The sequence below is a fragment of the Ferranicluibacter rubi genome, from assembly GCF_011603255.1.
Taxonomy (GTDB): Bacteria; Pseudomonadota; Alphaproteobacteria; order Rhizobiales; family Rhizobiaceae; genus Ferranicluibacter; species Ferranicluibacter rubi.
Map to the genome: position 1 here is coordinate 115,611 of NZ_JAANCM010000006.1, position 25,792 is coordinate 141,402.

Genomic DNA, 25,792 nt, shown 5'->3' on the forward strand with positions numbered 1-25,792 from the left:
GTCAGTGTATACGTCGCGCCATCACATATACAGAGGTGGCGGCCTGTTACGCCGGAGGCGCATGTATCTGCCTCCAACCGTTAGAGGTTGAGGTCTGTTGCTGAGTCGCGTCAAGCGATATTTGAAACGTAAAATCCGAATCATTCTTCCTGTCCACAGCGCCTCTTCGCGGCTATGCCGTCGTGGTGGCGCGCTGAGAATAGACGAAAGGGTGAATGCGGGGAGAAAGAGGGGCAGGCAACATTGAAACGGAAGGGTGATTCCGCCGTTTTATCCCCGCCTCCCGCCGCTGGGAAACGCGAGTTGACAGCTGTCAACTTTTGAATTGGGGTGAGTCGCGTGTTAGGCCAAAGTTGACAGCTGTCAACTCGCCCGCGCCACCGGACGCAAACCCCACTGCCCCACCATGTACCCCCGCGCCCGCTTCTGCCGGAGAAGCGCCATCATGGCCGCCGTCGCCGCCCGCTCGTCCGCGAAGAACTCGACACGAGATCGCCCCGCAGATCCGATCCGGCCCCAGCGACGAACGAGCACGATCTCGCCGAAGAGCGAGGGCTCCAGCGAGAGCGCGTAGAAACGCGCCATGTTGCGCGATGGGTCGCAGCGTTCCAGATGCAGGCGATAGGACGGGGTTTTCATGCGCGCAGAGTCTCGCTCTGGGGAGACGACGTCCAACGAGACTTATGAATCGATCCGGCGTGATCGATTCATAGCTGTGATCGAACGGACCTCCGTCATCCTCCGTGCTGCCGAAAAAGCGCGGCTAAAAGCTGGCTTGACCGCGGCCACGGCTCCATGCAACCTTCCGCATATTCACCAGGGGGGTCCCGGCAAGGGGCTGAGATACTGCTATTGCGCGCAGTGACCCGTTGAACCTGATCCAGCTCATACTGGCGGAGGGACGGTGCGATGCTTGCAGGCCCTTGGGTGGATCTTCGCCTGGTCGCCGGCATGCGTCTTCTCATCATTCCAACACTGGGACTGGGTCTCCAACCTCGGAGAGCCTTGCCATGACTGTTGCCACTTCCAAATCTGTGCCGAGCGTCACCACCGGCCCACTGCCGGCCTCAACCAAGGTGTTCAAGCCCGGGCTGCTTCACCCCGGCATCCGTGTGCCGATGCGCGAGATCGCGCTTCATCCCACGGCCGGCGAACCGCCGGTCACGGTCTACGATCCCTCTGGCCCCTATACCGATCCGGCTCATGCCGTCTCCATCGATCGCGGCCTGCCGCGCATTCGGGAAGCGTGGCTCAGCGCGCGTGCCGACACCACGGCTTATGAGGGGCGGGCGGTAACCTCGGCCAACAATGGCTTCGTTGCGGGCGACCGCCTGACGCCTGAATTTCCCGTCAGGGCCACGCCGCTGAAGGCTGCGGGATCCCGCGCCGTAACGCAGCTGGCCTACGCCCGCGCGGGCATCATCACCGCGGAAATGGAGTTCGTCGCGATCCGCGAGAACCTCGGGCGGCAGAGGCAGCGCCAAGCACAGACGCGGGACGGGGAGAGTTTTGGCGCCGAGGTGTCGGATTTCGTCACACCGGAATTCGTCCGCCGCGAGGTGGCGGAGGGCCGGGCGATCATTCCCGCCAACATCAACCACCCCGAGCTTGAGCCGATGATCATCGGCCGGAACTTTCTCGTGAAGATCAATGCGAATATCGGCAACTCCGCCGTAACGTCCTCCATGGCGGAAGAGGTGGACAAGATGGTCTGGGCCATCCGCTGGGGTGCGGATACGGTGATGGACCTCTCCACCGGCCGCAACATCCACAATATCCGCGATTGGATCCTCCGAAACGCCCCGGTGCCCATCGGCACCGTGCCGCTCTATCAGGCGCTGGAGAAGGTCGACGGCATTGCCGAGGCTCTCACCTGGGAGGAATATCGCGACACGCTGATCGAACAGGCGGAGCAGGGGGTGGACTATTTCACCATCCATGCCGGCGTGCGGCTTTCCTATATACCCCTGACCGTGAACCGGGTGACCGGCATCGTCTCGCGCGGCGGCTCCATCATGGCGAAGTGGTGCCTGCATCACCATCGGGAGAACTTTCTCTACGAGCATTTCGAGGAGATCTGTGAGATTGCCCGCGCCTATGACGTCTCCTTCTCGCTCGGCGACGGCTTGCGGCCGGGCTCGATTGCGGACGCCAACGACGCCGCGCAGTTTGCCGAGTTGGAAACGCTCGGCGAACTGACGAAGATTGCCTGGGCGCGCGAATGCCAGGTTATGATCGAAGGGCCCGGCCATGTGCCGATGCATAAGATCAAGGCCAATATGGACAAGCAGCTCGCCGTCTGCGGCGAGGCGCCGTTCTATACGCTCGGGCCGCTCACCACCGATATCGCGCCCGGCTACGACCATATCACCTCCGGCATCGGAGCAGCGATGATCGGCTGGTTCGGCACGGCCATGCTCTGCTACGTCACGCCGAAGGAGCATCTGGGCCTGCCGGACCGCAACGACGTGAAGACCGGCGTCATCACCTACAAGATTGCCGCCCACGCCGCCGATCTCGCCAAGGGCCATCCGGCCGCGCGCCTGCGCGACGATGCGCTCTCCCGCGCGCGCTTCGAGTTCCGCTGGGAAGACCAGTTCAACCTCTCGCTCGACCCCGACACCGCCCGGGCCTTCCACGACGAGACCCTGCCGAAGGACGCCCACAAGGTCGCGCATTTCTGCTCCATGTGCGGCCCGAAATTCTGTTCCATGCGGATTTCGCATGACATCCGCGCGGAAGCGCAGAAGGAAGGTCTGGAGGCGATGGCCGCGAAGTACAGGAATGGCGGCGATCTCTATATGCCCGTGGGAGAGGACGCGGGGAGGGAAGGGGAGGCGTGAGACGGCTTCGGGCGGCTGCCGTGGGGATGAGGGCGCTTCGGCGTCTGTCTCTAGGGATGGTTTGAATGAGGGTCCCCGCACGCTCTGTCATTTCCGTTCCCGATCCCGTGTCGGAACCCGCGCAGCCTTGCCTTTCTCCCGTTGCGAGGGTTCAATGCCGAACGATCCGAACCTTGCGAAAGGCTGTCATGGGAACCCTCGTCGCCGCTGTCTTCCTGCTCATCTTCCTGTTCGGCTGCCTGCGGTCTCCCGGCCAGGCGACCATCCTCGCGGGTCTTCTGATCTTTGCCGCGGGTCTCGTGCCCCTGGCGCTGATCACCGACATCCACCCCTATTTCCTCCTCGCCGTCCTGCAAGCCCTCACGACCACCCCCGCCGTTCCCATCGGCATCGCGCTGATGGCCCTCGGCCGGCTGGTCGTTCACGCCGAACGACGCGAGGCGGCGCGGCAGCGCGATCGTCCTTGAACATCGGTCGCGGGCATCCGGCTTCGGCAACAAGAGGGGAGGGCCCCGCAGGATGTCTCTGTGGCAGCGCCGAGTATTTCCCCAGACGATCCACAGGCCGCGACAGACTTGTCTTACCCTAAATATTGGGTAGACAGCGCTTCATCACGTTGAGCCCCGCGTCACGTCTTGACGTCATCACGACGCGGCGGTTCCGTTAAACGTATTTCAACCAAACCTTTGTAAAACAGGGAGAATGGACAGCACTGTGCCGTCCCGACCGACTGTGTGCCCGAGTTTATCGCCGACCCGTTGAAGCAAAGATCGCGTTTGGAGACGCCGGATGTTCCCAAAAACGGCCACGGGCCGCAATATGTTCGCCATCGTCGCCACGGGTGTCGCCACCACGGTGGCAACGGCGGGCATTCTTCTCTACCTCGCCTATCACGAGGTCCGTGCGCGTTCGATCGCCGAAATGACCAATGCGGCCGCCACCAGCGCTGCCAATGTCGAGACCCGCTTCGGCGCACTGAAGACGCTCAGCTTCAACATGCGGTCGTATCTCGTTGCCGCAGCGCAGGGCGGCGCGCCCTCCCGCGATGCGACGGATGCGTTTCTCCGCCAGCTCCTGATCGATAATCCCGCGGCCGTCGGCGTCAGCACCGGCTGGGAGCCCGACGCCTTCGACGGCAAGGATGCCGACTACAAGAGCAAGCCGGGCCATGACGCGACGGGTCGCTACGTTCCCTATTTGGCACGCTCGGGCGAAACGATCCTGCACGATCCGCTGGTCGACTACGACAAGCCGGGTGCCGGCGACTATTATCAGGTGCCCAAGCAGACCGGCCGGGACTTCTTCACCGAACCCTATCAATACGCCATCGACGGCAAGAACGTTCTCATGACCTCCTTCATGGTGCCCCTGTTGAAGGACGGTCGCTTCGTCGGCGTCACCGGCGTGGATACCGCCCTCGACAGCCTGTCCAGGGACCTTTCGGGCCTGAAGCCGCTGGGGGCGGGCTTCGTCGCGCTGATCAGCCAGGGCGGCAGCATCGTCGCCTATCCCGACCAGGCGCTGCTGGGGAAATCGCTGAAGGATTCCGGGCTCGATGCCGCGGCCTGGGATCAGGTGGTCGCCCGTCCGGGCACGCCGGTGGAAATGACCAATGCCGACGGGTCGCAGAACCTCGCCGTCGCCGTGCCTGTCAACATCATTCCGGGAACCACATGGTACACGGTCGTCTCCGTGCCCGTTCCCGCCCTTTTTGCCGGGCTGAAAAGCCTTGCCATGACCTCGCTAATCGTCGTCGGCATTGCCACCGTGCTTCTGGTCGCCGTCGCCACCGCGCTCGCCAACCGCTTCCGCAACCGTCTCGGCAAGGTGATCGCGGCGACGAATTCCATTGCGGCCGGCCGGTTGGAGGCGGCTCTCTTAGACACGACGGCCAAGGACGAGATCGGCGACATGGCGCGATCGCTGGAGGTGCTGCGCGACAGCAATGTGGCCCGGATGCGGCTGGAGCAGGAAGCCGCGGCCCATCGCAGCCTGAGCGAGGAAGAACGCCAGAGCAAGGCCGAGGCCGATCGTATCCGCGCGGCCGATATGGCGCAGGCCACGGCGGGTCTCGGCAAGGGGCTGAAGCATCTGGCGGACGGCGATCTGACCTACCAGCTCGCCGACCCCTTCGCAGCTGATTTCGAAACGCTCCGTGCCGACTTCAATGCCGCGGTGACGCAGCTTTCGCAGACGCTGCGGGACGTGGCGCAGGCAACGGACGCCATCGACACCGGCAGCCGGGAGGTCAGCAGCAGTGCCGACGACCTCTCCAAGCGCACCGAACAGCAGGCCGCATCGCTTGAGGAGACGGCCGCCGCGCTCGACCAGATCACGGTCAACGTCGCCAACTCGTCCAAGCGCGCTGACGAGGCCCGCAAGGTCGCCGTTCTCGCCAATGACAGTGCCGCCCAGTCCGGTCGCGTCGTCGCCGATGCGGTGGACGCCATGCAGAAGATCGAGGCGTCCTCGAACGAGGTCTCCAACATCATCGGCGTCATCGACGAAATCGCCTTCCAGACCAACCTTCTGGCGCTCAATGCGGGCGTCGAAGCCGCGCGGGCAGGGGAGGCGGGCAAGGGCTTCGCTGTCGTCGCACAGGAAGTGCGCGAACTGGCCCAGCGTTCGGCAAAGGCCGCAAAAGATATCAAGGACCTGATCCGCATTTCCTCCAACGAGGTGCAGAACGGCGTGAAGCTGGTCAGCGACACGGGCGAGGCGCTGAGGATGATCGAGGGTTACATCATCACCGTCAACCAGCACATGGCCTCGATCGCGACATCGGCCGGAGAACAGTCCGTCGGTCTGGCCGAAGTGAACACGGCCGTGAACCAGATGGACCAGGTGACCCAGCAGAACGCGGCGATGGTCGAGGAAACCAGCGCGGCCGGCGCGACGCTCGCCACCGAAAGCAGCCGACTGCGCGAACTGGTCTCCCGCTTCCAGCTCGGCAGCACGCACCGCCACACTGCCACCCTCATGGCCGCAAGCCCGGTTCAGCGGCAACCTCAGCGCCCTCTCGCATCACCCGTCAGTAGGCCTGGCGGAAAGGTGACCCGCTCCATCGCCGGCAATGCCGCCGTGCAGGAAAGCTGGGAAGAGTTTTAAGAGACGACAGCATCCGCCGGACCGCTGTAAAAGCCATTGAATGAGACGTCAGGACCTCATGCCGTGTCGCATACAAAGGCCGGCATTCTTCTCTATCGCGCCGGTCACAAGGTCTGGTCTCCGTCAAAACCTTCAGTCCTGACGATGGCACAAGCTCAAGGCTATCTCGGCATCCGGGCCGAGACCGAACCGTACGCCGCCCTCCTGCAGGGCATTGCGAATGGCCTCGACGTGAGGAAGCCTCGTCCGGTTTCCCGTGCCATGTTCCAGGCGCCGGATCGTCGAGACGGAGACGCCGGCCTTGAGCGACAGGTCTTCCACGTTCCAGTCCAGAAGTGCCCGCGCCGCGCGAATATGCGCTCCGTCCAGTGCCTTGACGGCATCGACGGGTGGCGCGGACACGGTCGAAGTCAGCGGTGCTGTCTCGATGAGGACACCAATCCACTCCCGCACGGACCCATCTGCGTTGCAGAGCGGAGCGCCGCGCATCAGGTAGCGTCGAAAGCCTCCAGTCAGACACCGGATACGAAGATCGACGGAATAGGGTTGGCCGGTCCGTGTGCACTCGGCCCAGAGCGATCGAATGCCATCCCGCTCATCGGGGTGAACGGCCTCAAGCCATCCCCAGTTGTCCGCCGCCTCCAAGGTCTGTCCGGTGAGGTCTTCCCATCTCAGCAAGGACAGGATCTTGCCGTTGGGTAGAATGCGCCATTTCACCTCGGCAATGGCGGATATCAGGCGTTGATAGCTCTGCCATCCTTCGCCCGCCAAGATCCGCGCCTCATGCTGTTCGGTGACATCCGTCAGCATTCCGAGCGCGCGCGTGGGAACGCCGTCCGGATCAACGAGCGCCTCAGCCCTATTCTGGATCCAGCGCAGGGTTTTATCGGGACGGATAATGCGAAATTCCCGTTCGATCGCCTGACCCGAGCGGATGATCGCCATCATATCGGCGTTCGCGCCCCGGTCGGCCGGATGGATCATCCGGATCACATCGGCAAATTCGAGCCTGGTGAAAGGCAAAAGCCCCAAGAGCCGGAAGAGCCCTACCGAGCCGTTGATCTGACCGATGTCGAAATCGATCGACCAGAAGCCCACCCGGCCCTGATCTTCCAGCAGCTTCAGGAAATGCCGCGAGGAAATGCCCGACAGACGGTGACCACGCGTCTCCTGACCAAAGGCCGCACCGGTCGCGTCGTCTCCCAACAGGCTCGTCGTCGGCATACCGCTCCATCCTTTCCGGCCGCTTTGGCGTTGATGAAGGGGTGCGTGACCGTTTTTCGCTCAGTTTCAGCTTAGGTCCGGCATCGTCCGTCGAAAACCACCAATTCCACGCGTCAAAAGCGCAAATCGCGTATTTTCTTAAATCAATGATTATATGAAACACAACAAATTTATTGAATAATCAGACATTGCGTTCCGCGAGGGGCAGAGCGTTTCAAGTCGATCGCCAGAAAGACACGTCCTTAGACGTGCCTGCCGAAGCGCCTTGAAGCAGAGCCATCATTCCTAGCGAATTGCGATACGGACATGATCTCCGTGTTTCCCAAAGCCTCTGGCAGAATGACTTTGCCTCTTGGCGTTTGTCCATCGGACACGACACAGACATACATCGACTGGAGATCCTTATGTCAGTACTGCAGAATGCCAAGGTCGGAACCAAGTTGCTCGTATCATCGGGGATCGGCATTCTGCTGATCCTTGGCATGATCGCCAATCAGCAGGTCTCCAGTCATCAGGTCGACGAAGCAAACGCGGTCGTCGGACGCGAACAGACGATTCTCAGTGGCGTTGTCAACGCAGAGCTCGCGCTCGCCCGAATGCGCTATGCCGCAACACGCATGAATCTTGCCCGGACCAAAGATGAAGCGGACACAGCCCTTTCGAATGTCAAATCGGACTTCGAAGCCGGCTGGGATGGCCTCGAGCAACCCATCGCTCTGGCGATGATCCCGGACGTTCTCGTTCAGATCCGGGACGGGCTTAAAAGCTACACGGACGCCACGGAAAAACGGGCAACGTTCGTTGTGGCGTCCTTCCAGAAGAAGGCAGACGGTCAGATCTCGGCAGAGGACATGAACAAGGCACTCGTCGCGTCTGCCGCCGAAAGCGGAAAAATTGCCGATGACACGGGGATAGCAATCGACAAGGCGAAGAAGAATGCCACCCGCTTCACGGCCGGCGCGAAAGAAACCCTGAGCGCAACGGTCGCACAGGCAAATTCGGTGGCGCTCGGTATCGGTCTTGCGATCGTGCTCGTCCTTGTCCTCTCCGCCATCATTCTCATCAAGAGTGTCGGTCAGCCCATTCGCGTCATGACGCAGGCCATGCGGAAGCTCGCGGACGGTAACACCGACGTCGATCTCGCCCATACGAGCAGAAAGGACGAGATCGGTGACATGGCCAGCGCCGTCGAGGTGTTTCGCCAGGCAGCGATCAACAACAAGCGTCTCGAGCAGGACGCCGAAGCGGCCCGCCTTCAGGCGGAAAAGGATCGCGTTCGCCTGACCGCGGATGCTGAAGCCGCTGCGAGAGCGCTCCTCCAGGAAGCGACGTCCGGCCTTGCCTCCGGTCTCCGTCGCCTTGCCGCCGGCGATCTCGGTTTTCAGCTCAACGAAGCCTTCGCGCCCGATTTCGAGGCCCTGCGTCACGATCTGAACGGAGCGATCGCACAGCTTGCGGAAACGATGCGGGCTGTGGCCAATGCCAGTACGCAGATCGACACCGGCACGCGCGAGATCAGCGCCAGCACCGAGGATCTTTCCAAGCGGACCGAACAGCAGGCCGCCTCGCTGGAGGAAACCGCTGCGGCGCTCGACGAGATCACCGTCAATGTCGCCAACTCCTCCAAGCGCGCCGAGGAAGCCCGCAAAACGGCCCTGCTTGCCAACGAAAGTGCGGCACAGTCCGGCGCGGTCGTCGCCAATGCCGTCGATGCCATGCAGAAGATCGAGCAGTCCTCCAACGAAATCTCCAACATCATCGGCGTCATCGACGAAATCGCCTTCCAGACCAACCTGCTGGCGCTGAATGCGGGTGTCGAGGCGGCTCGTGCGGGCGATGCGGGCAAGGGCTTTGCGGTCGTCGCGCAGGAAGTTCGCGAGCTTGCCCAGCGCTCGGCCAAGGCCGCCAAGGAGATCAAGGATCTGATCCGCAACTCCTCCCAGGAAGTGCAGAGCGGTGTCAGGCTGGTCAGCGAAACCGGTCAGGCGCTCAAGACGATCGAAGGCTATATCGTCACCGTCAACCAGCATATGGACGCCATCGCCACGTCCGCCCGCGAACAGTCCGTCGGCCTTGCCGAAGTCAACACGGCCGTCAACCAGATGGACCAGGTGACACAGCAGAACGCCGCCATGGTCGAGGAAAGCAACGCCGCCAGCGCGACGCTGGCCACTGAAGCCCAACGCCTGCGCGAGCTGATCTCGCAGTTCCAGCTGGGCGGAGCGCTGCGCCAGACCGCATCCGCCATGGCGGCAAGCCCGGCCCATCGCCCGGTGGCCTCGCCGGCGAAGCGACTGGCGGGCAAGGTCGCGAAGGCCTTCTCCGGCAACGCCGCGATCAAGGAAACATGGGAGGACTTTTGATGACCGGTTTGAACCCATCCACATCCGGCACCGGCGGCACGCTTGAGATCATCGCCTTCAGGCTGCACGGGCAGGAATTCTGTGTCCGCACGACGACCATCCGCGAGATTCGCGGATGGGGCCCGGCCACCCCGATCCCGCATGCCCCGCCGGATGTCATCGGCGTGATGAACCTGCGCGGCACGGTGATCCCGATCATCGATCTGGCCAACAAGCTCGGCATGGCCAGCACCGAGCCGACCCCACGCAGCGCCATCGTCGTGGCCGAAATACACGGCATGGCGATGGGCCTCATCGTCGATGGCGTCTCCGACATCCTGACGGTCTCCGAAAACCTGCTGCAGCCGGTCCCCGAGATCAGCATTTCCCCCGGCATGCACTATGCCGACGGTATCATCGCCCAGCCGGACGGAATGATCTGCTTTCTCAATCTGGAACGCATGTTCGAGAAGGGGGAGACTGCAGAGATGGTCGCGGCGTAAAGCCTCCGATCTGGCGAACGCCTAAGAAGGCTTTCGCCAGATTTCGACTGTGCATTCGCTACTCGTTACGGAAAAAATAGCACGCCTCACGGAAGGGGCGTCAGAGACACGCCGGTTTCTGCATCGAACAGATGCATCTGGTTCATGTTGACGGAGAGAACGATGTCCTCTCCCGCCCGGGCGCCCGCTTCCGGGTCGATGCTGGCGCAGAGGGTGGTCGTTCCCACGTCGAAATAGATCATGGTCGAGGGACCGAGCGGCTCCACAAGGTCGATCCGGGCGGTCAGCGCTGCGTAGCCCGAGCGCTGCTGTGCGGCGCTCACGGCTTCCGGGCGGATGCCGAAGGTGACCGGGCGACCTGTTCTGGACGCGTAAAGGGCGGCGCGTTCCGACGGCACAGGCAAATCGGTGCCGTCTTCGAGGCGAACGACGAGCTGGCCTGCGACGTCGACAAGTCGAGCCTCCAGAAAGTTCATGGCGGGCGAGCCGATGAAGCCGGCGACGAAGCGGGTGGCCGGGTGATGGTAGAGACGCTGCGGCGGGCCGCATTGCTCGATCAATCCGCCATTCATGACGACGACGCGGTCCGCCATGGTCATCGCCTCGATCTGGTCATGCGTGACATAGACCGTGGTGGTCGGCAAGACTTGATGTAAGCGCTTGATTTCTGTGCGCATCTGCACGCGGAGCTTGGCATCGAGGTTCGAGAGCGGTTCATCGAACAGAAACACTTTCGGATTGCGCACGATCGCCCGGCCCATGGCGACGCGCTGGCGCTGCCCGCCCGAGAGCTGGCCGGGGCGGCGGTCGAGAAGTTCCTCGATGTGCAGCGTGCGCGCGGCGTCAAGGATCCGCGTCTCGATCTCGCTCTTCGGCAATCGTTGCTGTTCGAGGCAAAAGGCGATGTTCTCGCGCACGGACATATGCGGGTAGAGTGCATAGTTCTGGAACACCATGGCGATGTCGCGTTTGCCCGGCCCAAGGCGGTTGACCACCTGATCGCCGATGATGATGTCGCCGCCGGTGATGTGCTCGAGCCCGGCGATCATCCGGAGCGTCGTCGATTTGCCGCAACCGGACGGGCCGACGAAGACGACGAACTCCTTGTCCTCGATCTCCAGATCGATGCCGCGCACGGCCTCGTAGATGCCATAGGATTTGACGACGTTTCGCAGTTCGAGCCGGGCCATCGTCTGTCTCCTACTTCTCGTTCAGCCACACGAGCATCGCGCCGGGGTCGCGGTTTGCCCAGAGATGGTAGGGAATCGCCTTGAAGGCGCGGGGTTTGAGCGCCGGCGGGGCCGTGCGGTAGAGCCCGTTCCAATCGCTCGTCTCAGCCTCCAGCGCTTCGCCCGTCAGCACGGCAGCGCCGCCCAGCAGGTTCGGATCATAGGCAACGTCGAGCCTTGCCTCCGCCGGTAGCCGTAGCCGCTGGGGCTCGGTGCCGATGTCGGTCTCCTCGACGCAATAGACCACGGGACCGCGCTTCAGCGCCACCCGACCGGCGTCCTCGCCGACGGCCGGATGCGCATAGAGCCGGTCGACCGGCATGTCGAGGGACAACCGCACCTCGTCGCCATCCGCCCAGGCGCGCCGGATCGCGACATAGCCTTTTGTGACGGCCACTTTCACATCGACGGCCTCGCCATTGACCGTCACCCGTGCCGCCCGGCACCAGCCGGGGATGCGCAGATGCAGCGTGAAGGATGAGGGTGTGTCGAGCCCGAGCGCGAGCCGGATATCGCCATCCCAGGGATAGCGCGTTTCCTGCGTCAGCCGGACGATGGTCTGCCCAAGCGCTATCTCCGCCGTGTTGGCGCCGTAGAGATGCACTGCCAGATCCGCATCCGTCGCGGAATAGACGTACTGGCCGAGCGAGGTGATGAGGCGGGCGATATTGGTCGGGCAGCAGGGGCAGTAATGCCACTTCCAGCGGCGGTTCTGGCCGTGGCTCTCCAGCACGTTTTCGTAGAAATAATGCTCGCCGTCGCGCGAGATACCGGACAGCGCGCCGTTGAAGAGCACGGTTTCCAGCTTGTCGGTGTATTTTGCATCCAGATCGAGCTGCGCCATGCGGTGGCTCCAGAACCCGAGTGCAACGGCAGCGCAGGTTTCGGCATAGGCCGTCTCGTTGGGCAGGTCGTATTCCCGCGTGAAGCCCTCGTTGGAGGCCGACGGACCAAGCCCGCCCGTGACGTAGAGCTGGCGGCCGGTGAGGTTGTCGAACAGCCGCTCGCAGGCTGCCTTCAGGGTCGGATCGTCATTCTCATGCGCGAGATCGACCATGGCGGAGAAGAGATACATGGCGCGCACCGCATGGCCGACGACCTGTGTCTGCTCGCGCACGGGCATGTGCGCCTGGCTGTAGGCATAGGTCTGGTAGACGTAATCCTCGGGGTTCTCACCGCGATGGCGGGCCTCCTCGTCGTAATAGGAGGGCATCTGGCCGCGCTCGTTGACGAAGTAGGTCGCAAGGGCCAGATGGCGCGGATCGCGCGTCACGCGGTAGAGCTTGACGAGCGCCAGTTCGATTTCCTCGTGGGCATCATAGCCGCGCAGCTTGCCGGGCTCCGGGCCGAACGTATCGATGATGTGATCGACGGCGCGGATCATCACGTCGAGGAAGCGTCGCTTGCCGGTCGCTTCGAAATAGGCGACGGCGCCCTCGAGCAGATGCCCCATCGAATACATCTCGTGAAGATCGCGCAGGTTCGTCCAGCGTTTCTCCGGCTCGCGGCGGACGAACCAGCTGTTGAGGTAGCCGTCGGCCATCTGCCCTTGTTCGAGCTTCTCGACGATCGCATCGATCTTTTTCTCGATATCGGCGTTCGGATGCGCTTTCAGCGTGTAGCTTGCGGCCTCGATCCACTTGCCGAAATCGCTGTCGAAGAAATGCTGCATCGACAGCCCGCTCGGCTGGATGCGGCGCACCAGCGGCGAGGGCGGCTTGTCGAAGTCGAGGACTTCCAGAAAGCCTTCCTCTTCCAGCCGCATATGCTGGGTGGGGATGGTCACGTCTCGCACGGTGTTCGACCAGCTTTCCCAGAACCCGCCGGTGAAATCCACGCGGGCATGATCGACGGGGATGAAGCGGCGGGGCGGGGTCAACGGCTGGACGCGCGGGGAGGCGGGCGTGGACGACATGGGAGAAGCCTTTTGGGAATGCACGATGCTCATTTCACGGCGCCGGCGGTGAGACCGCGTACGTAATAGCGTTGCAGGAGAAGGAACAGGATGATGCAGGGGACCATGGTGACGGTTACGCCCGCCTGCAGCGCACCCCAGTCGATGATGCCGTAGATGCCGGAAGAGACGTTGACCAGCATGATCGGCAGCGTGAACTTGTTCTGGTCCGACAGGAAGATCAGCGCGGCGAGGAACTCGTTCCAGGAATTGAGGAAGGCGAACATGGCGATCGTCGCGACGCCGGGGAGGGCGATCGGCAGCATGATCCGCCTGAGAATCGTCCATTGCGACGCCCCGTCGATCCGCGCCGCCTCGATCAGGGCGCGGGGCACCGCATCGAAGGCATTGCGCATCATGAAGATCGAGAAGGGAAGCTGGAAGGTCACGTAAATCAGCACGAGGCCGAACAGACTGTTCTGAAGCTTCAGCACTTTCAGGATCAGGAAGAGCGGTGTGAGGATTGACTGGAACGGGATCATCATCGTCGCCATCACCACGATGAAGAGTGCGGACTGACCGGGAAAGCGGAACTTCGAGAAGCCGTAGCCGGCGGGAACGGCGACGAGCACTGTCAGCACCACGGTTCCGAGCGCAATCATGACCGAGTTGCCGGCATAGACGGTCCACCCGGCACCGACGGTATTCAGCCGCCTGTAGTTCTCCAGCGAGAAGGCCTTGGAAAACAGTGCGACGGGATGGGCCAGAGCCTCGGCCGCGGGCTTGAAGGAGTTGGCGAACGACCAGACGATCGGCAGCAGGAAGAACAGCGCGAAGACGACCGAGACGAGGATGAAGGCGGCAAAGCCGAGCCGTTCGCGTGCCGGCATCGGCGCGGATGTGGGAAGGGTGCGGCTCATCAGCTTTCCTCCGGCCGCTGGCGCAGGAAGGCGAGCTGGATCGAGGAGATCGCGACGAGAACGACGAGCAGCACGAAGGACATGGCCGAGCCGTAGCCGAGGCGATAGGAGGAGAAGGAGGCGAGGTAGATCGAAAACACGGCGGAGATGGTGCTGTTCGACGGGCCGCCCTGCGTGATGATGAAGAACTGGTCGAAAGCGAGCATCGACGACGTCACGTTGAGCACCAGCGCCAGAAGAAGCGAATTGCGCATCAGCGGCAGCGTGATCCGCCGGAAGCGGCTGAAGACGCCGGCGCCATCGATCTTGGCCGCTTCGGTCACGTCGGCGGGAATGGCCTGAAGGCCGGTGAGAAGGATGACCATGGTGAAGCCTGCCGTCTTCCAGACCACCATGAGGATGATGACGCCGAGCGCCGGCCAGAAGCTTTCGAGCGGCCGCGGCGCGCTGTCCACGAGGCCAAGGCCCCGCAGCAGATGGGCAAAGACGCCATTGTCGGGATTGAGCAGCCACATCCACAGGGTGGAGGCTGCACCGAAGCCGATGACGACAGGCATGAAGTAGACCGTGCGGAAGAAGCCGGCAAGCCTGAGCGGCCGGTCCACCAGCAGCGCCAGGGGCAAGGCGACGGCCATGATGGCGGCGGTGACGAGCACGGTATAGAGCAGCGTGAATCCGAGGGAATGCCAGAGCTGCATGTCTCCCAGCAGTTCCGCATAGTTGCCAAGCCCGATGAACTTGCGGCGTCCGAGCAGCGGCCAGTTGTGAAGGCTCATCCAGAGCGCCATGACCAGGGGCACGACGAAGAGGCCGAGAATAAAGACGAGGCTTGGCGCCATGAAGGCGAGGCCGAGCCAGCCCTTCGGTTCGGGGTCGTTGCTCGCCGTCACCGTTTGCGTCGGTCTTTGTGCCGTCGAAGCCAAGATTTCGCTCCTTGGTTGATGATGGGACGGGGTTGATGATGGGACGTGCGGGGTGCGTGACTTTTAACGTTTCGGTCGCAGCTGCCGCTCATCCGCCTGCCGGTACCTTCTCCCCGCGCGCGGGGAGAAGGGACTCGGAGCAACCCTATAGCACGTCCCCTCTCCCCGCATGCGGGGAGAGGGCTAGGGTGAGGGGCAGACAAGACCTCAGACCTTGGAAAAGGCTCTGCGGCAGGTCACATCCGACAGCTGGATCCCCTTACGGGTTGGTTCGCTCAAGAACCTTGGTAAAAGCATCCTGCGCGGTCTTGATCGACCCATCGACGTCTTCGCCGAAGATCGCGCCCTGGATCAGGTTGACGAAGGGTCCGGTGCGGCTGACGAAGAGTTCGTCCGAGGAGAAGGTGTAAGGTGTGCGTGCCTTCGACAGGATGTCGTAGGAGACCAGATTGCGCTTGTCGAAGCTCGCATAGGCATCTCCTGCGAGATCGGTGCGCGAGGGCATGCCGGATTCCTTGGTGATGTAGACCTGCTGCTCCGGCGTCATGTAGAAATCGACGAAGTCGAGCAGGACCTTCTTCTTTTCCTCGTCGATGCCTTTCATGACGGCCAGCGTATCGCCACCGGCAAAGCTTGAGGCGCCGCCCTTGGGGCCGGGGATCGGCGCGACGGCGAACTTGACGTCGGGATATTTGCTCGTCAGCAGGTTGACGATGTAGGAACCGGTCATGAGAACGCCGACCTTGCCGGAGGCAAACGCCTCGACCGCATTGTTGCCGTTGCCGGATCGCGAGGTCGGATGGATCGCGCCAGCCTTCCACATATCGCGATAGGCGGCGATCGTCTCGCGCAGAGCCGGCGTATCCACGGTTGCCGTACGGCCGTCCTCGGTGAGGATGTCGGCGCCCGCCGCCCAGAGATGCGGCAGGAAGTCGTAGATCAGCCAGCTGCCGGAATTGGCGACGAAGTAGAAGCCGTAGGTCTCGTTGCCGAGCGCCGCGATCTTCTTGGCGTCGGCGGCAATCTCTTCCAGAGATGCCGGCGCCTTGTTCGGATCGAGACCGGCCTTTTCGAAGAGGTCGGTGTTGTAGGCGATGATCGAGGCATCGGGGAGGGCCGGTACGCCGTAGATCTTGTCCTCATAGGTCGCAAGGCGGATATGGGACGGGCTCATGGCGCTCGCATAAGGGCGGCTCTTGACGAACTCGGTAATGTCTTCCAAGCCATCGGCTGCGGCAAATGTCGGCAGATAGATCAGGTCGAGCACGGCGCCATCGGGTGCCGCACCGCCGGCAATGGCCGCGCCCAGCTTCGGCACCATCTGCTCGGCCGTGATCTGCGTCACGACGATCTTGTCGGAATGGGAGGCGTTGTAATGATCTGCGAGGCCTTGGAGGACGGCGCCGGACGAGGTGCGAACCCACAGGGTGACATCGGTTGCATTCGCCAGCGTGGTGCTGGCAACAAGCGAAAGCGCGGCGAGCGCCAGTTTGATTTTCAGCATGGAGCGTTCCCTTTTTCGTTGTCGCCAACTCTCCCTTGGACATGCCGGGACATTGACGTGACACGGACGGTAATCGAGAATATTTGTATTGTCGACAGCGTGAACACAGCGAAAGACGGATGAAATGCTAAAACCTTTTATCACTTGAGGTATTTCTTTATGAAACCTTTTATCAAGCCAACTTCAGGGTGCCGATGATGACCACTTCGCATGGGCGACGAGCGACGATCCGCGACGTGGCGCTTGCTGCGGGCGTCAGCATTTCCACCGCTTCAAACGCGCTGAATGGACAGGGCCGCACGAATGCCGAGACCCGTGACCGGGTAAAGCACATTGCCGAAAAGATCGGCTTCCGGCCGAATGCACTCGCGCGCGGGTTGCTCAGTCGACGCAGCCATTCGATCGGCATGATCACCAACGACACCTATGGACGGTTGACCTTGCCGATGACGGCCGGCGTTTCCGAAGCGCTCGTCGATCATGGCGTGTCAGTTTTTCTCTGCGCCACCAACAACGATCCAAGACTTGCCCGCCTTCACCTGGAAGCGCTGCTGGATAAGCAGGTGGATGGGATCATCTTCACGGCCACCCGGCTCGATCTTGCGCCGCAGGTCGATCTCTCCCGCCTGCCCATACCGGTGGTCTATGCCTTTGCGGAAGGGCCGGACACCAGCGTGTCATTCGTTCCCGATGATCACCAGGGCGCTCGCCTGGCGGTCGAGCATCTCCTGTCGCTCGGGCATCGCCGGATCCTGCACATTACGGGACCCGAGGACTTTGCCGCCGTTCGCCGTCGTGCCGCGGCTTATCGTGCCTCTCTGGGTGGCGAGGGCGAGGTCATGTTTGGACCCTGGGGTGAAGACTGGGGGCACGAAGCCGTTCACAGGATACTGACGCGCCCGGAGCCGCGCCCGGATGCGATCTTCTGCGGGAGCGACGAGACCGCCCGCGGCGTCATCGATGCCTTGCGTGACCACGGCCTTTCCGTGCCCAGCGACATCGCGGTCGTCGGCTTCGACAACTGGCATGTCGTCGCCGCCCAGACCCGCCCGGCCCTGACGACGATCGACATGGGCCTGAAGGAACTGGGCAGACGGGCGGGTTTGGCCATGCTGGACCTCACCCAGGGCAAGCCTGTGGCGTCGGGGATCAACTATATCGCGTGCGAACTCGTCGTGCGAGCATCTTGCGGCACCGACCTTGCTGGTCAAAGTTTGATGTCGTCGTAAGGCACTCAGGTGTAAAACCGCTGGAGCCGATGGCCCATTGGTGCCCTCTGCACTGGGGAGAGTAGGGGGGTGGGAATTCCCTGTCGGTTGCGTCAGACGCATGCCGTGTCCTGCGGCAGGAACCGGCACGATCGGCTCGAACGGATCACGGTAGGGGCGTATCACCCACGAGAGCGCCGTCCGTTCACGCCTGTTCATAAAACGTAAACGATGACGTCAAATTACGCGAGTGAAAGGATTTTACACCTAAATTGCATTCATTTTCATGATGTGCCGCCGCAGGGTGCGGGTTGAGATGTCGTATTGTCTGGCGATGGCGTCGATGTCTTCGCCGGCATTCATCGCTCTCAAGGCCTGTTGCACGTCGGTCGTGCTCATGGATGGCTGTCGTCCAAGATGCGTGCCTTTCATGCGGGCTGCCTCCATTCCCGCCTTTGTTCTTTCGCTGATCAGCGTTCGCTCGAACTCCGCCAATGCGCCCATGATGTGGAAGATGAGCCGCCCTCCGGAGGATTTGGTATCGATGTTTTCGGTCAGCGAGAGAAAGGCAATGTTCTGCTTTCCCAGCTGGTCGATGAAGTCGATAAGTTTGGGAAGAGATCGGCCCAGCCTGTCCAGTCGCCAGACGACAAACATCTTGCCAGGGCGGAGACTCGAAATCGCTTTACCAAGTCCAGGTCGCTCGAATACCTTGCCCGAGACGCCCTTGTCGAAGAATATCTTACTGCAACCCGCCTTTTGAAGAGCATTGATCTGAAGATCAAGGTTTTGATCGTCCGTTGAAACGCGCGCATAACCGATCACATGCAGTTCCCCTAAACATGCGTAAACGCTGGTCACAGAATCATCTCAAATCCCACTCCCCTTATTTAGTTTTTTTAGTTAAACGTAGTCTAATTTTCTATAAGTCGATACTTACAGTCCGCTTTTCCGGACTGTCAATACCCTAGAATTCCCCGCCGGAGCCTTTCGAAGCCATATCAGGGGGCCTTTCCTTTGCTGAATGACCCATTGCGGGACGGACCTGCAATGGGTCGTGGCAGAGTGCGATGATCCTCGACTGAGGCGCTTCGCCTTTACATCGGACAGAGATCCGGCCCGCAATTTGCCTGCAGGGAGGCCTTACCAAAGTCTCTGGCCCTGGCGATCATGCGCCGCAGGGAGCGGAGCGAGACATTGTTTCTGATCGCCGCGTCACGAAGGCTTTCTCCGCGTTCGTTGATCGCCTTGACGATGGCGGCCAGCTCGTCATCGGTCAGGGATGGAGGGCGGCCAAGCCGCTGACCGTTGTTGCGCGCGGCCGCCATGCCGGCCCGCGTCCGTTCACTGATGAGCGTCCGCTCGAACTCGGAAAGAGCGGCGATCATGTGAAACATCAGCTTGCCGCCCGAGGAGCTCGTATCGATGTTCTCGGTCAGCGAGTGGAAATGAACCCCTCTCTGGCGGAACTCGTCCATCACCTGCACCAGCTTGACCAGCGACCGGCCAAGACGATCCAGCCGCCAGACGACGAGGGTGTCACCTCTTTCGAGCCTGCTCAAAGCCTGCTCCAATCCTGGCCTCTCGAAGGATCCACCGGAGTACCCGTGATCCGTGAAGATGATGTCGCACTCCGACTTGTTCAGAACCTGTGTTTGAAGATCGAGCTTCTGATCCTCTGTTGAAACCCGTGCATAACCAATTCTCATGACTGCGTGTTTTCTCCGACGTGGTCTTTTTCTCCCCTTCACACGCCGGGCGATTTTTTTTGTATGCCCGGCGAAGGATTGCCGACTTAAAGTTGACAATAAAGGGTCCCTTCTGTCCGCCCGCCTTTCGGCCACTTTCCATGACCGAAACATTGGATAATCGCCGTTTTCATCACAGAAACGCCTTGATATGAGGGGATACCAGAACGGACCCCTTTATGCAGCGAAGCTGTGCGATCTCCGATCTGATCAGGGTTGACGCCCACGCCGTAAAGACGGCTGGCGCACGCACAGACACCCCCGCTTCACTGGCCCTCCCGGATGCGCTTTCCCGCGTTTCCCAGCGCGATCGGACACAGTCCGTCACGGAGGGCGCCCGATGACACAGCCCGTCGCGCTGATGACCACCGACAGGCCTGCACTGGCCGACAAGGGCACCAGAACGTTTCACTATGTCATTCAGAACATTGACGATATCGTTTCGGTTTACGGCCATGGTCTCGCAGGACGCGTCCTGGTGGAGGTGGCCGCCCGTGCGGATCTGGCGTTTGCGAACCGGTCATGGCCGGCCGTGATCGAAGCCTGGGGCGTCACCCTCGTCTGCTATGATTTCGATGACGGCGTGGATGACTGGACCATGCTCGAGTCCAGTCTTGTCGCCATCTGCGGGGACGCCATCGTCGTGGGCGGACACGCCGTTTTCGTCTCGCTGACCCTGCTGGAAATGTCGAATATCGCCCGTCTCGCCACATCGCGACAAAGAGGACGCATGGTCAACGCGTTCGAGTTTCGCGGCGATATGTGCGTGGCGGCATCGATCTATCGCGCGCTGGCGCGTTCGGGCATCTATTTTTCGGAAGGTCGCGTCACGGCCAGCGATGGTGGCGCTGATCTCTACAGGCCGCTTCTGCCGCACGTGGTCTATGGAGACGGCCACGAAATCGCTGACCGGCAGGTCAACGCCCGGGACTTCATTGTGGCCCTCGACCGGGTCGGACTGACGCGCGTGTTCGACCGGATCGTCGTTCTCGCGGCGATCGATCGCCTGCGCCATCACCCCGAGGAAACGCTTGGCTGCAGCATTTCCGCTCTCTCGGCGATCGATGACGTCTGGTGGCATTCCACGCTGGTCATTCTCTCCGCGCAACCGGCCATCGCTGCCCGCCTCATTGTCGAAATCGAGCGCCTGCATCTCTTGGCCCATCCTGAGCCCGTCGCGCTGTTCGCCGCGGCGCTCCGCGCGCGCGGGTGCAAGGTGGCGATCGGCGATTTCGACGGCACCGCGGCGGCGTTGGCGCTCGCTCGGGACGGCGTCATCGACCTCATCAAGATCGATGCAGGACGCGGTACCGATGGCCAGCCTGCGACGAGGCGCGCCGACGTCAACGCGCTGATACGGCAGGCGAGCCATCTCCAGGCGGCGGTGGTGGCTGCGAATGTGGAGAACGAAACAGATTTTGCGGAGGTGCTGGCAGCGGGAGCGCGCTGGGTTCACGGACCCTTTATCGGCTGACCCACTGTAGATCCTCTCGTTTGTTTGGCGCCTCCGGTGCCGACGTGAACATGAACCGGTTTGGAGTTTGGGGAAATGGTCCAGTACGTGAATATCTTGGAACGTGTACGAAGCGAGCAGGTCATTGCCCCGGTTCAGTTCGATCGCCGGATCTTCCGCGAGCCCTATCCCGAGATCCCGCTCAGCGACTATGAACAGGTCGCCGCGGAATTTGACGAAAGTTTCTACCAGAGCCAGGTTCTCGAACCGATCGGCCCCGAGATCGATCTCATCGAACACTTCCTGTCGACGGGGTGGAAAGAGGGCTACGATCCGTCACCGGCCTTTTCCGTGAAAGCCTATCTCAAGGTGAACCCCGACGTTCGCGAGGCCGGGCACAACCCGTTCGTCCATTACCTGCGATGGGGACGGGACGAGGGACGATCGGCACCGCTCATGCCGGACATCGGCGAACCGCCGGCCGAAACAGAGCATGCCCCGGCGGCGGCGATCGCGGCGGTCGCGCCCAGCGACTATGAATGCGTGGCCGAGGAGTTCGATCCTGCCTTCTACCTGACCTACTTCCTGCAGCCACCGGGGCCCGAGATCGACCTGATCGAGCATTTTCTGTCGAAGGGCTGGATCGACGGTTACGACCCGAGCCCGGCATTCTCCGTCTCCGCCTATCTCGAGGCGAACCCGGATGTACGAAGCAAGGGGGTCAACCCCTTCGTTCACTACCTGCAGCGCGGACGGCTGGAAGGACGGCGTTTCGCGCCGACCGCCGCGGGCCGCGACAGCGACATCGCCAATATCGAGCTCAGCGACTACGAATGGGTCGCACCGGAATTCGACAGCCAGTTCTACCTGCGGCATTTTTCCGAGCAGCCGGGAAGCGAGATCGACCTCATCGAGCACTTCCTGTCCAAGGGCCATCTCGCCGGATTCGATCCGTCACCGACCTTTTCCGTTTCGGCCTATCTCGACGCCAATGCGGACGTACGCTCGTCCGGCTTCAACCCTTTCGTCCACTATATCCGATGGGGACGACGCGAGGGCAGAGACCTTGCAAGACCGGTCAAAACCGGGGAGCAGGACCAGCGGACCTTCGATCTGAGCGATTACGAACTCGTCGCTCTCGAGTTCGATAATGCCTTCTATCTCGGCCATTTCCCCGATCATCCGGGAGAGGATATCGACCTCATCGAGCACTTCCTGTCGAAAGGCTGGTCCGACGGCTGGGATCCGTCCGCGTCCTTTTCGCTCAGCGCCTATCTGGAGGCCAATCCCGACGTCAGCGATAGCGACTGGAATCCCTTCGTCCACTACCTCAGATGGGGGCGGGCGGAAGGGCGCAGCTTCTCGGAAGTTTCCCATGCCGGCGAGCGGGAGGACGAGCGCGTGCGCGCCGCCTTCGACGAGGATTACTATCTCGCGTCATCGCCGGACCTGCAGGGCTCGGGGCTCGATCTCTTCGAGCATTATATGAATCATGGCTGGCGCGAGCTTCGCGATCCGAGCCCGACGTTCAATACGCGCTACTACCTGGAGAAGAACGAGGACATCAAGAACGGTGGTGGCAATCCGTTCAAGCACTTCATCCTGCATGGCATCAGCGAAGGTCGTCGCGCGATCCGCTACGAAACGCATCTGGCGCTGAAGAGCTACGCGCCTCTCGTGACCGCCATCGTTCCCAATTTCAACCATGCACGGTTCCTCCAGAAGCGCCTCGACTGCATCCTGAACCAGACCTACGAGAACCTGGAGGTGATCATCCTCGACGACTGCTCCACGGATGACAGCCGGGCGGTCATTGCGGACTATGCCGCGCGCTATCCGCAGATACGGACGATCCTGAACACCGCGAATTCGGGCGGCGTCTTCAAACAGTGGCGCAAGGGGATCGAGAGTGCCGCAGGCGAGGTCATCTGGATCTGTGAGAGTGACGACTTCTGCGAGCTGGACTTCCTCGAGCACTGCGTGCGGCCGCTGGTGGACGAGAGCGTCATGGTCGCCTTCGGGCGCATCCAGTTCTCCGACGCCGTGGGCAATATGAGCCCGGGCCTCGACGACTACCGCGAACGTGCCGCAGCCGGGATCTGGAGCGAACCGTTCAAGCGTCCGGCCCACCAGTTCTTCCGCGGCGGCTTCGGCAAATCCAATCTCATTCCCAACGTCGGCGGCTGCGTCTTCCGCAACCAGAGCATCCCGGAAGAGGTGTGGGACGAACTCGTCTCCTACAAGATTTGCGGCGACTGGTATCTCTACTCGATCCTGGCGGGCGGCGGTCAGATGGCCTATGCGCCCGAGGCCGTGGCGTATTTCCGCCAGCACGGCAAGAACACCTCGGTCAAAGGCTTCATTCAGCCGAAATATTATGCGGAGCATCAGAAGATCATGGTGTCGCTGCGCGAACGCTGGGGCACGCCGGATGATATCGCCCTGGAGTTCTACTTTAACGTCTACCGCCAGTTCGTCTATTCCGGGGCCGAGAAGCACATCGGCGCGCTGACGATGCACTATCATAACGAAAAGGTTCTGAGGACCAAACGCTCGACCAAGCACGTTCTCGTCGCAACGCTCGGCTTCCATCTCGGCGGCGGCGAGATCTTCCCCATCCATCTCGCCAATACGCTGGTGGAAATGGGATATCTCGTCTCGTTCCTTATCACCGACGGATGGAAGCAGAACGCGAACGTTCGCAACCTGCTCGACCGGCGCGTCGCCGTCTACGACGCACACTGGGTCACCGAAGTCGGCATCGATCACTTCATTGAAACGGCCGGCATCGATCTCGTGCATTCCCATGTCGCATCGGTTGAGTATTTCTTCTTCGGCGCCCGGAACCGCTGCGACCACAAGGTGCGCTACGTCGTAACGCTGCACGGCTCGTACGAAGTCACGCCCATGGGCGACGACATGCTGTTTCGGCTCATTCGGGGCGTGGACCACTGGACCTATCTGAGCGCCAAGAATCTGGCCCATCTCGACGGTGTACCGCTCGATCCGAACCGGGTGACCTTCATTCCGAACGGCATGCCCTCCGACGACCGGCCGTTCCCGATCTCACGCGCAGAGCTTGGCGTGCCCGAAGGGGGGGTGCTCTTCACGCTCGCCTCCCGCGCCATCAAGGAGAAGGGCTGGCGCGTCGCCATCGAAGCGAAGCGTATCGCGCAGCGGCATTCCGAGGTGCCCCTGCACCTGATGCTGTGCGGCTCCGGGCCGGAACTTGCGGTGCTGCAAGAAGAGTTCTCGGAGGAAGAGGGCGTCCACTTCGTTGGCTATCAGGAGTGCATCAACGGCGCCTATGCCATCTCCGACGTTGCCATCCTGCCATCCCGGTTCGAGGGTGAATCATTCCCCCTTACCCTCATCCAGGCGATGCACATGGGCGCTCCCATCATCGCCACGGATATCGGCGAGATCCGCAAGATGCTGACGGCCGCAGAGAAGACGGCAGGCATCCTGGTGCCGAACACTGCGGCGGACGACATATTCACCACCGATTTTTCCAACGCAATGATCGAAATGACCCGGAAGGACGTGCGCGACCGCTTCTCCAATGCCTCGCTGTCCGTCGGATCGTCCTACACGATCGAGGCGGTCGCCAAGAAATACACGGAAATATTCAAGAAATACCTGAAGTAAACCGACCCGTGACGTCACCCACGCGTCCGGCTCGGTGCGACGATCGTCCATCGCGTTGCCGCTACGGCTCCAGATAAAGCAAAGGAATGTCTCTTGTTCAAATCTCCTCTCGTCCTTGGAATCAACGTTCGCGGCGTCCTCAACAACGGCTTCACGGTCGAAAAGTGCCTGAGCGTCGCCGGCAACAACACCGGCAACCTCATCTTCTCGGAATCGCTCTTCCGGGTGATCCGCAACGGCGTCATCTCCTCCTACCACTTCACGCCGGAGGTCGCCAAAGGCCGGGACGCGGTCGTGGTCGCTGCGGCCAACTGGCTCAACCCGCATAGCGATTTCGGCGTGCTGGCCGAGCGTCTGGAGGCCTTGAAACTCCCGGTCATCCTTGTCGGGCTCGGCGCGCAGCCGAGCAAGGGGCGGGAGCATCCAACCCTGAAGCCGGGTACGGAGCGTCTCGTGCGGCTGGCGGCCGAAAGCTCGAAGATGATTTCCGTGCGGGGTCCGTTCTCGGCCGAGGTTCTCAACGGCTTCGGCGTGAAGAACGTCGAGGTGACCGGATGCCCGTCGCTTCTTCTTGCCAGCTATGCACGCGGGCCGCTTTCGAAGGTGTCGAAGAATCCGCAGCGGGTGGCGTTCCACTCCACGCGGCACCTCATGCACGATACGAGCCCCCTGCAGGACTACTTCTACAAGGAAGCCTACCGCCAGCGCTATGATATCGTCCTGCAGTCCGAGCTTGCTGATTTCTATTATGCGCTGGGCCGCACCGTGAACAAGGAGATCATGGCAAAGGTCGATCCCATCGTCTGCAAGTCTTACGGCGACAGCGACGCCGAGGCGGTCGGGCGGTATCTCCGGCTGCACGGCAAGGTGTTCTACGACCTCGAGAAGTGGACCGACTACGCCCAGACGCAGGACCTGTTCGTCGGAACGCGCATCCACGGAACCGTTGCGGCCCTGCTGGCGGGAACGCCCGGCATCCTGATGACGCACGACGCCAGAACGGTCGAGCTCGCCCAGACGCTGAACATTCCGTTCGTGCCCGCCGAGAGCGTCGACATGACGCGAAGCCTCGACCTGCCGGCGCTTATCGAACAGGCCGATTTCAGCCGCTTCGAGGCGCGGTACGGCGCCTATCTCAGGACCTTCACGGCGTTCTTCAAGAGCAACGGTCTGGAAATGCGCGAAGAGCAGGAAATCATGGCCGCCTGAGGCTGCTTTGCATCGCATCGTCCGGCGCGCGGCGCA

At 61.8% G+C, this 25,792-nt stretch carries 18 protein-coding genes and 1 riboswitch; of the genes, 9 read left to right on the forward strand and 9 right to left on the reverse strand.

Annotated elements, in window-relative coordinates; translation table 11 throughout:
• Positions 1-363: 363 nt before the first annotated feature.
• Positions 364-639 carry a WGR domain-containing protein gene (locus G8E10_RS13455; RefSeq protein ID WP_110807811.1) on the reverse strand — a complete coding sequence of 92 codons (276 nt, stop codon included), beginning with the start codon at positions 637-639 and terminating at the stop codon, positions 364-366.
• A 169-nt stretch (positions 640-808) separates the two neighbouring features.
• Positions 809-920: riboswitch (TPP riboswitch) on the forward strand.
• A gap of 90 nt (positions 921-1,010) precedes the next feature.
• Between G8E10_RS13455 and thiC the strand changes: the two genes are divergently transcribed.
• The 3 genes from thiC (at position 1,011) to G8E10_RS13470 (ending at position 5,951) form a co-directional block, all read left to right on the forward strand.
• On the forward strand, positions 1,011-2,843 hold the full coding sequence (gene thiC, locus G8E10_RS13460) for a phosphomethylpyrimidine synthase ThiC (protein ID WP_167129616.1): 1,833 nt from the start codon (positions 1,011-1,013) through the stop codon (positions 2,841-2,843).
• A 188-nt stretch (positions 2,844-3,031) separates the two neighbouring features.
• Entirely contained in the window at positions 3,032-3,310 is a 279-nt protein-coding gene (locus tag G8E10_RS13465; RefSeq protein ID WP_110729129.1) for a hypothetical protein, read from the forward strand.
• Positions 3,311-3,632: 322 nt separating this feature from the next.
• Complete coding sequence (locus tag G8E10_RS13470; protein WP_167129618.1) at positions 3,633-5,951, forward strand: methyl-accepting chemotaxis protein; 2,319 nt, start codon at positions 3,633-3,635, stop codon at positions 5,949-5,951.
• A 132-nt stretch (positions 5,952-6,083) separates the two neighbouring features.
• On the opposite strand, the gene G8E10_RS13475 is transcribed toward G8E10_RS13470, so the two are convergent.
• Positions 6,084-7,175 carry a PAS domain-containing protein gene (locus G8E10_RS13475; RefSeq protein ID WP_167129620.1) on the reverse strand — a complete coding sequence of 364 codons (1,092 nt, stop codon included), beginning with the start codon at positions 7,173-7,175 and terminating at the stop codon, positions 6,084-6,086.
• A gap of 404 nt (positions 7,176-7,579) precedes the next feature.
• Here G8E10_RS13475 and G8E10_RS13480 point away from each other — a divergent pair, with 404 nt between their 5' ends.
• Both G8E10_RS13480 and G8E10_RS13485 read left to right on the forward strand, forming a co-directional pair.
• Positions 7,580-9,538 (forward strand): methyl-accepting chemotaxis protein, encoded by a 1,959-nt coding sequence (locus tag G8E10_RS13480; RefSeq protein ID WP_167129622.1) that lies wholly within the window; start codon positions 7,580-7,582, stop codon positions 9,536-9,538.
• Positions 9,538-10,020: a chemotaxis protein CheW gene (locus G8E10_RS13485; protein ID WP_132714156.1), complete on the forward strand. Its 483-nt coding sequence runs from the start codon at positions 9,538-9,540 to the stop codon at positions 10,018-10,020. The genes G8E10_RS13480 and G8E10_RS13485 overlap by 1 nt, the downstream gene beginning before the upstream one ends.
• Before the next feature lie 86 nt (positions 10,021-10,106).
• Here the strand turns inward: G8E10_RS13485 and G8E10_RS13490 are convergent, their stop codons facing one another.
• From G8E10_RS13490 to G8E10_RS13510, 5 genes are all read right to left on the reverse strand, one after another.
• Positions 10,107-11,210, reverse strand: a complete 1,104-nt coding sequence (locus tag G8E10_RS13490; protein WP_167129624.1) for an ABC transporter ATP-binding protein — start codon at positions 11,208-11,210, stop codon at positions 10,107-10,109.
• Positions 11,211-11,220: 10 nt separating this feature from the next.
• On the reverse strand, positions 11,221-13,164 hold the full coding sequence (locus G8E10_RS13495) for a glycoside hydrolase family 127 protein (RefSeq protein ID WP_167129626.1): 1,944 nt from the start codon (positions 13,162-13,164) through the stop codon (positions 11,221-11,223).
• Positions 13,165-13,193: 29 nt separating this feature from the next.
• Complete coding sequence (locus G8E10_RS13500) at positions 13,194-14,063, reverse strand: carbohydrate ABC transporter permease (protein ID WP_281517565.1); 870 nt, start codon at positions 14,061-14,063, stop codon at positions 13,194-13,196.
• Positions 14,063-14,986, reverse strand: coding sequence for a carbohydrate ABC transporter permease (locus G8E10_RS13505; RefSeq protein ID WP_245417218.1), 924 nt, complete (start codon positions 14,984-14,986; stop codon positions 14,063-14,065). The genes G8E10_RS13500 and G8E10_RS13505 overlap by 1 nt, the downstream gene beginning before the upstream one ends.
• A gap of 259 nt (positions 14,987-15,245) precedes the next feature.
• Positions 15,246-16,490: an ABC transporter substrate-binding protein gene (locus G8E10_RS13510; protein WP_132449153.1), complete on the reverse strand. Its 1,245-nt coding sequence runs from the start codon at positions 16,488-16,490 to the stop codon at positions 15,246-15,248.
• A gap of 197 nt (positions 16,491-16,687) precedes the next feature.
• On the opposite strand from G8E10_RS13510, the gene G8E10_RS13515 reads away from it, so the two are divergent.
• The gene (locus tag G8E10_RS13515; protein ID WP_167129628.1) at positions 16,688-17,719 is read left to right on the forward strand and encodes a LacI family DNA-binding transcriptional regulator; all 1,032 of its coding nucleotides are present in this window, start codon (positions 16,688-16,690) and stop codon (positions 17,717-17,719) included.
• Positions 17,720-17,965: 246 nt separating this feature from the next.
• Here G8E10_RS13515 and G8E10_RS13520 read toward each other — a convergent pair whose 3' ends face one another.
• Together G8E10_RS13520 and G8E10_RS13525 are read right to left on the reverse strand one after the other, a co-directional pair.
• Entirely contained in the window at positions 17,966-18,559 is a 594-nt protein-coding gene (locus G8E10_RS13520; protein WP_343289785.1) for a recombinase family protein, read from the reverse strand.
• 236 nt (positions 18,560-18,795) lie between these two features.
• Positions 18,796-19,506 (reverse strand): recombinase family protein, encoded by a 711-nt coding sequence (locus tag G8E10_RS13525; protein WP_343289787.1) that lies wholly within the window; start codon positions 19,504-19,506, stop codon positions 18,796-18,798.
• 280 nt (positions 19,507-19,786) lie between these two features.
• On the opposite strand from G8E10_RS13525, the gene G8E10_RS13530 reads away from it, so the two are divergent.
• The 3 genes from G8E10_RS13530 to G8E10_RS13540 all read left to right on the forward strand — a co-directional run bounded on the left by G8E10_RS13530 (position 19,787) and on the right by G8E10_RS13540 (position 25,756).
• Entirely contained in the window at positions 19,787-20,920 is a 1,134-nt protein-coding gene (locus G8E10_RS13530; RefSeq protein WP_167129630.1) for an EAL domain-containing protein, read from the forward strand.
• A gap of 96 nt (positions 20,921-21,016) precedes the next feature.
• Entirely contained in the window at positions 21,017-24,547 is a 3,531-nt protein-coding gene (locus G8E10_RS13535) for a glycosyltransferase (protein WP_165906801.1), read from the forward strand.
• Positions 24,548-24,640: 93 nt separating this feature from the next.
• A complete protein-coding gene (locus tag G8E10_RS13540; protein ID WP_167129632.1) occupies positions 24,641-25,756 on the forward strand; it encodes a polysaccharide pyruvyl transferase family protein in 1,116 nt (371 codons plus the stop codon).
• Positions 25,757-25,792 lie beyond the last annotated feature (36 nt).

Bases quoted from the DNA above. Each gene is read 5' to 3' on its own strand.
- G8E10_RS13485 (WP_132714156.1), top strand. From the start codon at position 9,538: ATGACCGGTTTGAACCCATCCACATCCGGCACCGGCGGCACGCTTGAG.
- G8E10_RS13480 (WP_167129622.1), top strand. From the start codon at position 7,580: ATGTCAGTACTGCAGAATGCCAAGGTCGGAACCAAGTTGCTCGTATCA.
- G8E10_RS13470 (WP_167129618.1), top strand. From the start codon at position 3,633: ATGTTCCCAAAAACGGCCACGGGCCGCAATATGTTCGCCATCGTCGCC.
- G8E10_RS13515 (WP_167129628.1), top strand. From the start codon at position 16,688: ATGACCACTTCGCATGGGCGACGAGCGACGATCCGCGACGTGGCGCTT.
- G8E10_RS13500 (WP_281517565.1), bottom strand. From the start codon at position 14,063: ATGAGCCGCACCCTTCCCACATCCGCGCCGATGCCGGCACGCGAACGG.
- G8E10_RS13465 (WP_110729129.1), top strand. From the start codon at position 3,032: ATGGGAACCCTCGTCGCCGCTGTCTTCCTGCTCATCTTCCTGTTCGGC.
- G8E10_RS13495 (WP_167129626.1), bottom strand. From the start codon at position 13,164: ATGTCGTCCACGCCCGCCTCCCCGCGCGTCCAGCCGTTGACCCCGCCC.
- G8E10_RS13530 (WP_167129630.1), top strand. From the start codon at position 19,787: ATGACACAGCCCGTCGCGCTGATGACCACCGACAGGCCTGCACTGGCC.
- G8E10_RS13510 (WP_132449153.1), bottom strand. From the start codon at position 16,490: ATGCTGAAAATCAAACTGGCGCTCGCCGCGCTTTCGCTTGTTGCCAGC.
- G8E10_RS13455 (WP_110807811.1), bottom strand. From the start codon at position 639: ATGAAAACCCCGTCCTATCGCCTGCATCTGGAACGCTGCGACCCATCG.
- G8E10_RS13490 (WP_167129624.1), bottom strand. From the start codon at position 11,210: ATGGCCCGGCTCGAACTGCGAAACGTCGTCAAATCCTATGGCATCTAC.
- thiC (WP_167129616.1), top strand. From the start codon at position 1,011: ATGACTGTTGCCACTTCCAAATCTGTGCCGAGCGTCACCACCGGCCCA.
- G8E10_RS13475 (WP_167129620.1), bottom strand. From the start codon at position 7,175: ATGCCGACGACGAGCCTGTTGGGAGACGACGCGACCGGTGCGGCCTTT.